The organism is Ramlibacter sp. (assembly GCF_050250995.1).
GTDB lineage: Bacteria > Pseudomonadota > Gammaproteobacteria > Burkholderiales > Burkholderiaceae_C > Ramlibacter.
In genome coordinates, this window is the sequence record NZ_JBFWNP010000002.1 from 334177 (window position 1) to 348390 (window position 14214).

Below are 14214 nucleotides of genomic sequence, written 5' to 3' on the forward strand. Positions count from 1 at the left end.
GGCGGTGCGACCGTTCGCGGCCTCGGGGGGCAAGCGTGCGTCGTTGTGCGCGAAAGTGTCTCGCGCGAGCCACGCTCCCGGAAGTCCGGCCGCCTAGACGACGACCGGCTCCGGCTCCAGGCGGATGCCGAAGCGCTCGTACACGCTCGTCTGGATCGCGCGCGCCAGCGTGACGACCTCGCCGCCGGTCGCCCCGCCGCGATTGACGAGCACCAGCGCCTGCTTCTCGTACACCCCCGCCTTGCCGACCGACTTGCCTTTCCAGCCGCAGGCATCGATGAGCCATCCGGCCGCGAGCTTCACCGTGCCGTCGGGCATGGGGTAATGCACGATGCCGGGGTCGCGCGCGATGATGTCCTGGCACTGCTCGGGCGTCACCGTGGGGTTCTTGAAGAAGCTGCCCGCGTTGCCGATCACGCGCGGGTCGGGCAGCTTGGCGCCGCGGATCGCGCAGACCCAGTCGTAGATCTGCCGCGCGTCGGGCTGCTTCACCCCCTCCTCGGCCATGCGGCGCTGAAGGTCGAGATAACCGAGCACCGGCTTCCAGGGCTTGCGCAAGCGCATGCGCACCCGCAGGATCAGCGCGCGGCCGGCCAGGCCGAAATCGCCTTCGCGCGCCGCCGTGTGCTTGAAGACCGAGTCGCGGTAGCCGAAGGCGCACTGCTCCGCGTCCAGGGTGAACACGCGGCCGGTCTGCAGGTCCACGGCGTCGAGCGAATCGAAGACGTCCTGCAGTTCCACCCCATACGCGCCGATGTTCTGCACGGGCGACGCGCCCACGGTGCCGGGGATCAGCGCGAGGTTCTCGAGTCCGGGCAGTCCGTTGTCGACCGTCCAGCCGACGAAACCGTGCCAGCTCTCGCCCGCGCCGGCTTCCACGACGACGTGGCGCGCGTCCTCCGACACGACGCGCCTGCCCATGATCTCCACCTTGAGCACCACGGCCCGGTTCACGTCGCCGGTCAGCACGATGTTGCTGCCGCCGCCCAGGATGAATTTGGGCTCGGCCGCGAGTTCGGGCTGGGCGAGGAGGCCCTGCACGTCCTCCTCGCCGCGGACGCGCACGAGGGTGCGCGCCTTCGCCACGATGCCGAAGGTGTTGTGCGGGGCCAGCGAGACGTTCTGCTCGACGATCATGGGAGAATTGTGGCCCAACGAAGGGAGCCGAGGAGTCAGCCAAATGCCATCTTTCGATACGGTGTGCGAGCCCAACATGGTGGAAGTGAAGAATGCGGTGGAAAACGCGGCCAAGGAGATCGGCACGCGCTTCGACTTCAAGGGCACGTCCGCGGGCGTCGAGATCAAGGACAAGGAAATCACCCTGTTCGGCGACGCCGAGTTCCAGCTGCAGCAGGTGATGGACCTGCTGCTGGCCAAGATGGCCAAGCGCAGCGTCGACGTCCGCTTCCTGGACAAGGGCGACGTGCAGAAGATCGGCGGCGACAAGGTCAAGCAGGTCGTGAAGGTGCGCAACGGCATCGAGAGCGAACACGCCAAGAAGATCCAGAAGCTCATCAAGGACAGCAAGCTGAAGGTGCAGGCCGCGATCCAGGGCGATGCGGTGCGCGTCACGGGGGCGAAGCGCGACGACCTGCAGGCGGCAATGGCGGCGGTGCGCAAGGAGATGGCCGACCTGCCCTTGTCGTTCAACAATTTCAGGGACTGATGAAGTCGCTGCCTGCGCTCGCCCTTGCCCTTGCGCTGGCGGGCGCGTCCGCCTTCGCGCAGACGGTCACCCTGCAGGGCACGATGGGCAGCCGAGCGCTGCTCATCGTCGACGGCGCGGCGCCCAAGGCGGTCGCGCCGGGGGAAACGCACAAGGGCGTGCGGCTCGTCTCGACGTCCGGCGACACCGCCGTCGTCGACATCGCCGGCAAGCAGGTGTCGCTGCGCGTGGGCGACACGCCGGTGAGCGTCGGGACTGCCGCGGCCGGCGGCGGTGGCGGCGGTGGCGGCGGTGGCAGGCGCATCGTGCTGCCGGTCGACAGCGGCGGCCACTTCCTCGCGCAGGGCCAGATCAACGGCCGCGCGGCCAAGTTCATGGTCGACACCGGCGCGAGCGTCGTCGCATTGTCGGCGAGCGATGCCGAGCGCATGGGCCTCAACTACCGCGCCGGCCGGCAGGTCGCGATGAACACCGCCAACGGCGTCGCGCCCGGCTGGGTGATCCGCCTGAACTCCGTGCGGATCGCCGACGTGGAAATCCACGACGTCGAAGCCGTCGTCACTCCCTCGGCCATGCCGTTCGTGCTGCTGGGCAACAGCTATCTCAACCGGTTCCAGATGCGCCGCGACAGCGACCAGATGGTGCTGGAGCGCCGCTTCTGAAGCCCGCGTGATCGACGCCCCCTCCGACCGGCCGCCGCCGGAGAAGCCCTCGGCCTTCGGCCCGCTCAAGGGGCCGGTGTTCCGCATGCTGTGGTTCACCTGGCTCGCGGCCAACACCACGATGTGGATGAACGACGTGGCCGCCGCGTGGCTCATGACGTCCATCGCGCCCTCGCCCGTGTGGGTGGCGCTGGTGCAGTCGGCCGCGACGCTGCCCGTGTTCCTGCTCGGCCTGCCGAGCGGCGCGTTCGCGGACATCCTCGACCGCAAGCGCTATTTCATGATCACGCAGTTCTGGGTGGCGACGGTCGCCACGATCCTGTGCGTGGTGATCCTGCTCGACGAGATGACCGCGCCGCTGCTGCTCGCGCTCACCTTCGCCAACGGCATCGGCCTGGCGATGCGCTGGCCGGTCTTCGCGGCGATCATCCCCGAGGTCGTGCCGCGCCCGCAGCTGCCGCAGGCGCTGGCGCTCAACGGCGTCGCCATGAACGGCTCGCGCATCATCGGCCCGCTCGTGGCCGGCGCGATCATCGCGAGCGCAGGCAGCGCCTGGGTCTTCGTGCTCAACGCGGTGCTGTCCATCGTGGCGGGCATCGTCATCCTGCGCTGGCGCCGCACGCACCGCGAGAGCCCGCTCGGACGCGAGCGGCTGACCAGCGCGATGCGCGTGGGCCTGCAGTTCGTGTGGCAGTCCGGCCGCATGAAGGCGATCCTGCTGCGGCTGTCGCTCTTCTTTTTGAACTCGACCGGCCTGATGGCGCTGCTGCCGCTGCTCGCGCGTCGGCTGCCCGGCGGCGAGGCGGGAACGTTCACGGTGCTGCTGGCTTCCATGGGCGGGGGCGCGATCGTCGCCGCGCTGCTCATGCCGCGCATCCGGCAGTGGGCGCCGCTGCAGGCGCGCGTGCTGTGGGGCACGGCCATCCATTCGCTCGCCGCCGTGGGCGTCGCCTATGCGCCCAACATCTGGGTGGCGGTGCCGTCCATGATGTTCGCGGGCGCGGCCTGGATCACGGTGGCGAACTCGCTCACCGTCGCGGCCCAGATGGCGCTGCCGGACTGGGTGCGCGCGCGCGGCATGTCGATCTTCCAGATGGGGCTGATGGGCGCGACGGCCGCGGGCGCGGCGATCTGGGGCAACGTGGCCTCGGCGCTCACGCTCCAGTACAGCGTCGCGATTTCGGCGGTCACCGGCATCGCGCTCATGGCGCTGGCGCAGCGCGTCGCCATCGACCGCGTGACCGACGACGACATCACGCTCTCGCGCGCGATGAAGGCGCCCGAGGTGCGGGCGCCACCGGGCGCGGGCCGCGTCCAGGTGCAGATCGAATACCTGATCGATCCCGCGCGCACCGCCGAATTCCTCGCGCTGATGGAAGAAAGCCGCCGCAGCCGGCTGCGGCACGGCGTGATCGAGTGGCAGCTGCTGCACGACCTGTACGAGCCGGGCCGCTTCATCGAGCAGATCACCGACGTGTCGTGGACCGAGCACCTGCGCCGCTTCGACCGCGTGACGGCGGCGGACGTGAACCTGCGCGACGCGAAGCTCTCTTTCCACATCGGCGACGCGCCGCCGCTGGTGACGCGCTACCTCGTGGAACGCGACTGAGGGACTGCTCCCCCGGCCGGCAGATCCACCATCACCGGCTGCCCCGGCGCGCTGCAGCCCATGTCGCAGCACTTGCCCGGCTGGCGGTTCTGCGTGATCTTGCGCGCGGGATCGTGGGCGACGCCGCGTTCCAGCAGGCGCTCGACCAGTTCCACCTTGTTGCCCACCGGATAGTTGCGCCAGATCTCCTGCTTCATCGCCGCGGGCGAGCCGCCGCCGTGCAGGCTGATGAGGCTGTACCAGCCGCCCTGGTAGCCCGCGGTCAGGTCCTCGATGAAGCGCGCGGTCTGGATGCGCTGCTCGTACGGCACGTGCGGATTCGCGCGCAGCACCTCGGAGAGCTTCGCGCCGGTCTCGGGGTTGTGGTCCTCGTCGGGTCCCGGCAGCGCCACGATCAGCCCGCCGCTCACGTAGTGCGCGATGCGGTGCATGTCGTAGATCTGCGTGGCGAGGAGCAGCTTGCCGATGTTGGAGAACACCGGGTCGGGCATGAAGGTCTTGCTGTGCTCGTCCTCCTTGCCGTAGACGCTCGCCGCCACGCCGCAGGCGAAGAAGCCTTCGGTGATCTTGATGAGCTCCACCATCTGCTCGCGCAGGTGCGTCTCGCTGCCCGGGTCGAAGCCGTTCGCCTCGCACATCAGCGCGCCCGCGCCGATCAGCAGGTCGCCGAAGCCCGCCCGCGCGGCGATGCAGGTCTGCCGGTGATGCGTCGCGTAGCTGTAGGTGAGGTGGCCGCTGTGTTCCCACTCGCCCGCGTAGAACACGCTCTCCCACGGGACGAACACGCGATCGAACAGGCACACGGCCGTGCTCTGGCCGTACTTGCGCGAGAACAGCGCGTCGCCATGTTCCAGCTTGTCGCCGGGCCGGCCGGCGGGGCGCGACACGATCGTCAGGCCCTGCGCGTCGATGGGCACCGCGCAGCACACCGCGAAGTCGGCATCCTCCCTGCCCATGTTCCGGCACGGCATCACGAGCAGCTCGTGCATGTAGGGCGCGCCGGTGACGATCGCCTTCGTGCCCGAGATCACGATGCCCTTCGCGTTGCGCTCGACGACATGCACATAAGCATCGGCGTTGCCCTGCAGGTGCGGCCGCAGGCTGCGGTCGCCCTTGGCATCGGTCATGGCGATGCCCAGCGTCAGGTCCTGGTCCTGCACGCGGTGCAGGTAGTCGAGGAACTTCGCCGTGTGGTCGCGCGTGCCCCTGGCATCGTCGATGCGCGCCGTCGCCTGCGCGAGCGCATTGAGCGCGTCATGCACGAGGTAGCGCTGCGCGCAGCCCGTCTCCTGGCACACGAGCCGCACCGCTTCGAGCTTGTTCAGCAGGTCGCCCGACGAGGTGTCGATGTGCGTCATGCGGTTGACCCGCCTGCCGCTCGTGTGCTGCACGGCCGTCATGAGCGGCGCGTACTGTTCCTTCAGCGCGTAGTCGTAGGTGAGCGCGATGGCGTTGATGCCGGGCTGGAACGCGGCATCGTCCGCGACCGATTCGACCTGCCTGCCGTCGACGAACACGCGCGGCTTGTAGCGGCGCAGCGATTCGCGGTACTGCTCGCCACTCATGAGGGTGGCGTCCGCGCCCCGGGGAGCGTTCATTCGTGGATCTCCTGCTTGTGCCGCGGGAGTCTACGCCTACGCCTACGCTTTCGGTTTCGCCTTCGCGCCGATGCGCGACTCGGTGCCCTCGAGCAGGCGCTTGATGTTCTCGCGATGCCGCCAGCCCAGCAGCAGCGCCATGGCGAACAGCGCGCCCGCCACCGCGCCCTCGGCATACCAGGCCACGCGGTCGCCCAGCAGGTAGTAGGCCGGCGCGAAGATCGCGGCGACGAGCGAGGCGAGCGACGAGTAGCGGAAGAAGAACGCGATGATCAACCACGTGAGGCCGGTCGCCACGCCCAGCAACCAGTCGATGCCGAACACGACGCCGATGAAGGTGGCCACGCCCTTGCCGCCCTTGAAGCGGAAGAAGACGGGATAGAGGTGGCCGAGGAACGCGGCGAGCGCAACCATCGCGAGCGTGGTGTCGCCGAGGCCGAAGCGCGCTCCGTACAGCTTGACGAGCAGCACGGGAACGAAGCCCTTGAGCGCGTCGAGCAGCAGCGTGACGATGGCCGCGGGCTTGCTGCCGGAGCGCAGCACGTTGGTCGCGCCGGGGTTGCCGCTGCCGAAGGTGCGCGGGTCGGCGAGGCCCATCGCCTTGCTGACGATCACCGCGAAGGCGAGCGAGCCCGCGAGGTAGGCGGCGAGGACGGCGAGCGTGGGGTAGGCGATCTGCACCGCGCCGATTCTGCCAGCACTGCGGCGCACCGCCTCGAACGCATCCGGAGTTTGCATTCGCTGCGATTTTGATGAGAATGGCGGCACCACAAGGAAGCGCCGCATGGCTGTACGCGACCGGGTCTTCCCGCTCCAGGGTTCCGCATTCTCGTGTTTCCTCCTCGCGACGCTGCTGTCCGGTTGCGGCGGCGGCGAGCGTTCGGCCGCGCCCTCGGCTTCGAGCCCTTCGGCGACTCCGCTGGCCGTGGCACGCCGCGATGCGGGCAGCGAGGAGCTGCTGCTTCCCCTGGTTCGCTCGGGCGAGCGCTTCTATGCCGATGTGCGCCTGGTGCTGCTGGCCGACGGCCGCTTCGAGGTCGCCCGCTCGAGCCCCGCCGCCGCGAGCGCGACACGCGCGCCCGATGCCACCCTCGAGCCCGCGGTGCCGCTGGAGTCGCTCCCCACCCATGCAGGACCCGTGCAGCTGCACGTTCGCCGCCATCACGGCAACGGCCAGGTCTGGCGCGCCATGAGCCTGCGGCTCGCCGGCGGCCGCTGGCAGGAAACGATCCAGCGCCAGCCCTCGGCTGTGCTGCAGGCGCACGACTTCCGCGCCGGTACCGGCGTCGCCGCCACCGAACACCACTTCGTCGCGCTGCCCTCCTCGCCGGGTTCGGTCCACGAGTTTCCGCTGAAGCTGCAGGCGCGCACGTACCGCTTCTGCGCCGAGGCCAACGGCGCGCGGGCCGACCGCTTCGAGCTGCTCGACGCGGGCGGGCGGGTGCTGGTCGCCACCGGGGAGGCGCAACCCTGCGTGGCATACGAAGCCGCCGACCGGCTCTACAAGGCGCGCGTGACGTACGGGGGCGGCGGCGCGACGCGCACCGTCTTTCTACGCCGCCGGGACCGCGAGGTCGAAGTTGCCGCGACCCCCGCGCAGGCCATGCCGCGGCTCGCGGCGCTGCGTTCGACGCCCCAGCGCGCACCCAACGTCTCGCTGCCCGTCATCGCATCCCAGGACCCCGAATACGTCGCCGTCCTCGCAACGCGGCGCGACGTGTTCACGGGCGACGTCATCGGCCGCGGCTTCGTCACGCTCAAGGGCGTGGCCGAACAGGGCTGCCTCACGATCGCGGACGCCACCCTCGACCCCGCGACCGCCAAGCCCTCGACGCTCGTCGTCGACGGCTGGTCCCAGTCGACGACGACGCAGGCCGCGCCGCTGCGCGCGAGCGTCCTCTTCGACGCCCGCAATTTCTGGCAGCGCACGGCGGCGGCGCCGACCGTCCTGGGTCCCGCCTACGGAACGCCGTGCTCCATGCCGTACTGGGGCGGCGCCACGGGGCCACTGTCGCAGTTCAAGTCACTCGTGCAGGCCAACCCCGATGCCGGCGCGGGCGCCGGCATCCTGTCCGGCGTCGACTTCACCCTGACGGCGGGCGGCGCGCCGTTCGGCATCGCCGGCGGCCTGGGCGGCGATACGTGGACGGCGCAATCGCTCTATCCGATGCCGGCCCCGCCGCATTTCGACACGCTGTCGCCCGACCAGGCCGCGGCGGCGGCGCTCTCGTTTCGCGCGGCGCTGCGCTACTGGCCCGCCGGCCCGGCGGGCGACTGGATGCCGGGAACGGGACAGGTCGCGCTGTCGAGCGCGCGCGATTGCAGCGGCCCGCAGCTCGTCGTCGACAACTACGCGCTGCCGGCGCTGCTGCCGGGGCCGCTCGGCACGTTCGCGGGGTCGATGCGGCTCGGGTTGCTGACGAGCGCCCTCGTCTTCCCCCAGGTCAACCACGCGGGCACGCCCCTCGTCATCGGCTCGACGGGGTGCGTCGACCTGCAGGCGGCCGCGCCGTTTCCCGTGCAGTCGCTCGCGGTGCGCGTGGAGACGGTGGACATGGTGTTCTCGCACGCCAGCTGCGAACGCTGCGACCTCGCCTATACCGACTTCACGGGCTACGACATGAGCGGCGCGCAGTTCGCCGGCGCCGATTTCAGCGGCAGCACCCTGACCCGCGCCAACCTCGCCCGCGCCGACCTGCGCAACGCGCGCTTCCAGAGTTCGGCGCTGGACCAGTCCAACCTCGACAGCGCCAACCTGTGCGGCGCCGCGCTCAACCCCCTGCCCTCGCGCACGCTCACGGACCTGAGCAACGCCTACCTGCGCAACGCGAACCTCGCGCACGCCAACCTCGACGGCGCCGTGTTCAACGAGGCGAGCTTCCACAGCAGCTCTTCGCCGCCGTGCCAGCCCGCGGACTGCAACACCTACAGCCTGCCCCAGTGCGCGACGGCCTACCGTGCGAGCATCACGGGCACGAACTTCGGCGCGGCCCTGCTCGCCCGTACCGACTTCAGCAACGCGAACGGCAACGCCAACTTCGGCAGCGCGGTGCTGGCCGGCGCCACGCTCACCGGCGACCTCACCAACGCCGTGTTCACCGACTCGTTCCTCATGGGCACGACTTTCCCCAATGCGACGCTGACCGGCGCGCTCTTCTCCAACGCGACCTACGCCTCCGACCAGCAGGGATGCTGGCAATTCATGGTGCCGGCTCGCTCGACGACCTTCCCCGGCTACGTCGTGCCGTCGCAGCCCGTGAAGGGCGACGGCCCGCTGCAATGCGTCGCGCCGTCGAGCGCGGCGCCGCAGTGGGCGTCGCTCGCTTCGCTCGCCTCGGCCGCCGCCGCGACCGCGCCGGCCGGCTCGCCGGTCGCGCTGACGTCGGCCGCCCTCGCGAACCCGGCCGCGCGCCCGTGGTCCTGCGTGCAGTTCTTCTTCGACCCGACGCCGAACCCGGTCTCGCCGCTTCTGCCGCCCGCGTCCGGCCCGCCCGTGAACGGACAGTGCAGCCTGTTCGCGCCGTCGCGCAGCCTGTGCGGCGGCGTCGACCGGGGCGTGCTGGGCGCCACCGGCAATCACGGATTCGCCAACACCTGCTGGTAACAGGCCGCATCAAGGAGGGGGAGCATGACGAACCGCCACGCCGCCGACGGGTTCGACCCGGGCCGCCGCCGCTTCATGGGCCAGTTGTCGGGCGCGGGCCTCGCGCTCGGCGCCGGGCCGCTGCTCACCGCGTGCGCCGGCGACGACGATGCGCCGGCCTTCGCGCCGCCACAGCGGGCGGAGCGCACCTACTTCTTCAATCTCTCGAAGGCGCGGGCCGACTCGGAATACTTCCTCGTGGCCGGACGCGACCACCACCGCCTCGTGCGGGCGACGCCCGGCCACCTCCAGGCGGCCGCGGCCCGCGGCGTGCCGGGCGCCGCGTCGATCACGCACGTGGCCGACGCCGTGCAATTGCCCGCCGCCGCCGTGCAGATGTGCTACGTGCGCGGCGTGCATGGCACGGGGCCGGCCGACTGGCACATGCACAGCATGTTCATGCACGTGCCGGTGCGGGGCACGCGCGGCGCGGCGGCGCAGGCCGCGCTCGCACGGCGCACGGATGCGCTCGGCGCGCCGCGCGCGCAGGCCGCGATCGATCCGTCGAGTTTCGACGACTACCAGGACTCGTTCGACCAGGCCGTGTCGATGATCTGCACGCACCCCGAGATCGCGGTCTTCGATCCGGCGACGGTCGACTACATCCAGCAGAACATCGTCGCCAACGAAGCGGCGACCTACGAGCTCGCGCAGGAGCTCGATGCGCAGGGCGTCGCCTCGGCCACGCCCGGCGGCTGGGCGACGCTCGTGCCTTCGCTCGACGAAAACGGCAAGCCGGTCATCTCGGCGACGACGGGGCAGCATGTCTGCTACACGCAGTACTCCAGCCGCACGATGGTCGCGCTCGGCCGCGCGATGGCACGCGTGATGCCGCTCGTGAAGAACGATCCGGCGCTGGGCGCCGACATCACGAACATCCCGGCGGGACCGGAGCGCCAGGCGGCCCTGCAGAACAAGCTGTGGGTGCTGCGCAAGGGTCCGGCGCCCGCCACGGCCGGCACGGCCCAGGCCATGAACCGGCCCACCGCGCGCCGCGACGAGGATCCCTCGGGGCTGTTCACCCGGTCGAATCTCTCCGACGGTCCCGGCTATCACATGTGGAACGTCACGGCGACGGGCCGCACCGTGAGCTTCCTCATCGAGAACTGGTATGCCCGCTACCTGGGCCTGTACGCGCGCTTCCTCGACGCCGCCGGCAATCCGATCGAACTGACCGCGTCGAGCGGCGGCACCTCGGCGTTCGCGCTCAACAACTTCGACCCCTTCACGAGCGGCACCTACAACGGCTACCTCGGGCTGGTCAACTCGGTCGGCGTGTACCTCGGCGTGCCCTATGGCCGCTTCAGCCAGACCTACTCCGTCGTCGTGCCCGACAACGCGGCCACCGTGCGAATCATCGCAGGGGGCCTCGGCCGAGGCAGCAACCTCTATCCCGACACGACACACATCGGGACCGTGCTGACTTCGCTCATGCACCTGGCGCTGCCCGGCATCTTCCTGTGCTATGCCGCCGGCAGCGCGTGGGCCGAGTTCCAGGGCGGCCTCGAGACGAAGCCGGCGCTGATGCTCAACGTGTCCCAGATCATCGTGCAGGCGCTTTTCGACCTGGGCGCGGTCCTGGATCAGGACGAGGGCCTGGGCGGCTATTTCAATCTCGTGCCGAAAGTCGTGATCCAGCTCATCACCACGGGGCTCAAGGCGTCGGGCGCCGCGGACCGGCTGGCGGCGTCGGCCAAGGAGTTCGCCGCGTACGTGAAGAGCGCCATCGGCATGGGCCAGGCGGAAGGCGCGGCCGAGGACGCGCTGCCCTTCGGCGCGGGCCTGGTGATCCAGGCGGTGATCGCGGTCGGCCTGGCCGCCGAGATCATCCAGACCTCGGTGGAGGTGGCGAACTCGCCGTGGATCTACGACTACGAACTCACGCTCACGCACGACCTCACCGTCACCATCAACCCGGATCCGGCCGACGCCGCCGGCTTCCCCGCGACGGCGACGCACTACCAGGTGGTCGCCACCTGCGACGGCGAGCGGCAGCCGCACACCTCGTGCTGGCTGCCCGTATCGACGACGGGCACCACGCGCACGCAGCCGCTCACCTACACCTTCAGCAATTTCCCGAAGGGCGGCAACGTGGTGCTGAACGCGCTTTTCGCGAGCGACACGGGCTGGCTCGCGGGCACGGTCGAGCAGCCGCCATCGATCCCGAACCTCGTGGACACGGCGACGATCACGATCAAGGAGAACCTCGTCCCGATCAGCGCCGCCACGCGGTATTCGCACAAGCAGGTGAGCGCGTGGGACGGCAGCAAGCACGTGTGGCGCGCGGGCGCGGCGCCGGCCGCGGGCACGCTCTCCTGCGGCAACGATGCAGGCAACCTCTGCCAGCTGGGCGGCATCACCCTCAGCGAGACTTTCGCGTCGCTCGGCTACTGGTGGCGCAGCGCGAGCGCGGACGTTCGCGCCTACGGCTCGGGCGCCACGGGGCAGCTCTACAGCTTCGCCAACCTGTCGTTCACGCAGGACGCGCAATCGGGGTATGCGTCGCCGCCGCAGGGCTTTCCCACCGCGGCGCCGGTCGCCTACGACCGCGCCAGCACCACCAGCGCGGCCTACTACGTCGACACCTCGTCGGGGCAGAACATCGTGCGGTGCATTTCCATGTCGGCGGCCGGAACGCCGCCGGCCATCGACCTGCCCGGCTCCAACCGCGCGGTGGGGCGCTTCTCCCTGCCATCGGACGCGCTGCTGGTGACGCAGGGCAAGATCGTGAGCTTCAACGTCGCGGCCAACAAGATGGAAACCCTGTCGGCACGGGCACCCACGACCGATGCGGCGGCGCCCCTGTCCACCGTCACCGCGGGTCCGGGCACGCGGGAGGGGCTGATCGACGGCCCCGTCTGCGCCACGGCCAACAAGGAGGGGACGATCTTCGTCCTGGAGCAAGGCAACAACCGCATCCAGGCCTTCACCACCGGCGGCAATGCGGCGCCGCTGGTTCAGGGCCACGGCGATGCGAGCACGTTCCCGCTGCGCAGCTACCCGGGCGGCGTCACCTACCTCGACCTCGCCATCGACTCGATGGGCTACTTCTTCGTGCTCGCCCGCGACGTCCAGAGCGGCGTGGTGAACATGGACATCTACTCCAACGTCGGCACCTACGTGGCGACGACGCCCGACGTGCGGGGCGGCAAGCTCGCGATCGACACGTGGCGCAACGCCTACCTGCTCAATACGCAGAAGCTCGCGAACACCGCCGTCACCGAGCCGTCCGTGAGCCAGTGGATCCCGAGCACGCCCCCCGGAAACTATCCGACGGGTTACTCGCTCACCGGGGTCTGCACGTAGGCGCGGCGATCACCCCTCGTCGCCGAGCGCGCAGTTCACCGGCTTCGCATCGAGCAGCTTCACGCACACCTGCGGGTCGATGCCCACGAGGAAGCCGCGCCGTCCGCCGTTGATCGCGATCTTCGGCAGGCCGAGGATCGTCGCCTCGATGTAGACCGGCATCGCCTTGCGCGTGCCGAAGGGCGACGTGCCGCCCACGAGATAGCCGCTGTGACGGTTCGCCACCTCCGGCTTGCAGGGCTGCACGGACTTCGCGCCGATCTGCCGCGCGAGGTTCTTGGTCGACACCGTGCGATTGCCGTGCATCAGGACGAGCAGGGGCCGCGCGCGCTCGTCCTCCATCACCAGCGTCTTGACCACGGTGAACGGGTCGAAGCCGAGCACCTCGGCGCTGTGCTGCGCGCCGCCGTGCTCCAGGTATTCGTAGGGATGCTCGGTGAAGTCGACGCCATGCTGCCTGAGCATGGCCGTCGCCGGTGTTTCGCTGACGTGGTCTTTCTTCGCCATCGTGCCGTCGCCGGACCGCCGCTCAGATCGCGGGGTCGCGCATCTCCCAGCGCAGGCGATCGATCCGCTCGAGAACCTCGGCCGACAGCCGCACATCCCACGCGGCGAAGTCTTCGTCGAACTGAGCGACGGAGGTCACGCCGATGATCGTGCTGGCGACCTGCCACTTGCCGTAGCAGAAGGCGAGCGCGAGTTGCGTCGGCGTCATGCCGTGCTCGCGCGCCAGCGCGTTGTACCGGCGCGCCGCCACGAGCGCATCGGGCCGCCCCCAGCGCTGCTGGCGAACGCTCGCGAACTTCGCGATGCGCGCTTCCTTCGGCGCGCCCTCGCCTTCGATGCCCGAAGCGTCGTACTTGCCCGTGAGCAGGCCGAAGCCGAGCGGCGAGTACGCGAGCAGCGACACGTTCAGCCGGAACATCGACTCGTCCAGCCCGTTTTCCACGCCGCGGTTGAGGAGGCAGTACGGGTTCTGCACGGAGGCGATGCGCGGCAGGCCGTGCTGCTCGGCGAGGCGCACGAACTCGTGGATCCCCCAGGGGGTTTCGTTCGACACGCCGATGTGGCGCACCTTGCCGTCCTTCACGAGCTTGCCGAGCGCTTCGAGCTGCTCGAGGAGGCTCGTCTGCGTGCGTTCCTTCTGCGGATCGAAGTACATCGCGCCGAAGGCCGGCACGTTGCGCTCGGGCCAGTGGATCTGGTAGAGGTCGATCACGTCGGTCTTGAGTCGTCGCAACGACCCTTCGCAGGAAGCCGCGATGTCCTTGGCCGTCATGCCCGCGCCTTCGCGGATCCAGGGCATGCCGCGCGAGGGGCCGGCGACCTTGGTCGCGAGCACGATGCGCCCGCGCATGCCGGGGCGACCGGCGAGCCAGTTGCCGATGATGGTTTCGGTGGACCCGTAGGTCTTCGCGTTCGCGGGCACCGAGTACATCTCGGCGGTGTCGATGAAGTCGACGCCGCGCTCGACGGATCGGTCGAGGATGGCATGCGCATCGGCCTCCCCGACCTGCTCGCCGAAGGTCATGGTGCCGAGGCAGATGGGGGAGACGTGGAGGTCGCTCGTGCCGAGCTGGATTTTTTGCATGGGGCCGACAGGATGAGGGAAGTGTTCCTCCAGCATCTTAAGCATGTCCGAAGGGGCCCCCATCCGATCGTATAGAGCCATTCGTTGGCATCGTCCCTAGCATCGCCTCCTTCTGCAGAGGGAGGAATGCATGTCCGAG

Annotated in this window: 10 protein-coding genes; 5 read left to right on the forward strand and 5 right to left on the reverse strand. The window is 69.9% G+C overall.

Features of this window, described 5'->3' with window-relative positions:
- Window positions 1-93 precede the first annotated feature (93 nt).
- A complete protein-coding gene (gene murB, locus AB7E83_RS03415) occupies window positions 94-1137 on the reverse strand; it encodes a UDP-N-acetylmuramate dehydrogenase (RefSeq protein WP_428565413.1) in 1044 nt (347 codons plus the stop codon).
- Between the two features lie 43 nt (window positions 1138-1180).
- On the opposite strand from murB, the gene AB7E83_RS03420 reads away from it, so the two are divergent.
- From AB7E83_RS03420 to AB7E83_RS03430, 3 genes are read left to right on the forward strand one after another with little or no spacing between them, the layout of a single operon-like run.
- A complete protein-coding gene (locus AB7E83_RS03420; RefSeq protein WP_428565415.1) occupies window positions 1181-1666 on the forward strand; it encodes a YajQ family cyclic di-GMP-binding protein in 486 nt (161 codons plus the stop codon).
- Window positions 1666-2328, forward strand: coding sequence for a retropepsin-like aspartic protease family protein (locus tag AB7E83_RS03425; RefSeq protein WP_428565416.1), 663 nt, complete (start codon window positions 1666-1668; stop codon window positions 2326-2328). Before AB7E83_RS03420 ends, AB7E83_RS03425 begins: the two co-directional genes overlap by 1 nt.
- Before the next feature lie 10 nt (window positions 2329-2338).
- Entirely contained in the window at window positions 2339-3937 is a 1599-nt protein-coding gene (locus AB7E83_RS03430; protein ID WP_428565474.1) for an MFS transporter, read from the forward strand.
- Here AB7E83_RS03430 and AB7E83_RS03435 read toward each other — a convergent pair.
- On the reverse strand, window positions 3916-5535 hold the full coding sequence (locus AB7E83_RS03435) for a 4-hydroxyphenylacetate 3-hydroxylase family protein (protein WP_428565418.1): 1620 nt from the start codon (window positions 5533-5535) through the stop codon (window positions 3916-3918). The genes AB7E83_RS03430 and AB7E83_RS03435 overlap by 22 nt on opposite strands.
- Window positions 5536-5577: 42 nt before the next feature.
- Window positions 5578-6216 (reverse strand): glycerol-3-phosphate 1-O-acyltransferase PlsY, encoded by a 639-nt coding sequence (gene plsY / locus AB7E83_RS03440; protein ID WP_428565477.1) that lies wholly within the window; start codon window positions 6214-6216, stop codon window positions 5578-5580.
- A 103-nt stretch (window positions 6217-6319) separates the two neighbouring features.
- On the opposite strand from plsY, the gene AB7E83_RS03445 reads away from it, so the two are divergent.
- Window positions 6320-9139: a pentapeptide repeat-containing protein gene (locus AB7E83_RS03445; protein WP_428565420.1), complete on the forward strand. Its 2820-nt coding sequence runs from the start codon at window positions 6320-6322 to the stop codon at window positions 9137-9139.
- Between the two features lie 24 nt (window positions 9140-9163).
- Window positions 9164-12484 (forward strand): hypothetical protein, encoded by a 3321-nt coding sequence (locus AB7E83_RS03450; protein WP_428565422.1) that lies wholly within the window; start codon window positions 9164-9166, stop codon window positions 12482-12484.
- A 9-nt stretch (window positions 12485-12493) separates the two neighbouring features.
- On the opposite strand, the gene AB7E83_RS03455 is transcribed toward AB7E83_RS03450, so the two are convergent.
- A complete protein-coding gene (locus tag AB7E83_RS03455) occupies window positions 12494-12991 on the reverse strand; it encodes an aminoacyl-tRNA deacylase (RefSeq protein WP_428565424.1) in 498 nt (165 codons plus the stop codon).
- A 22-nt stretch (window positions 12992-13013) separates the two neighbouring features.
- Window positions 13014-14075 carry an aldo/keto reductase gene (locus AB7E83_RS03460; protein ID WP_428565426.1) on the reverse strand — a complete coding sequence of 354 codons (1062 nt, stop codon included), beginning with the start codon at window positions 14073-14075 and terminating at the stop codon, window positions 13014-13016.
- Between the last annotated feature and the right edge of the window lie 139 nt (window positions 14076-14214).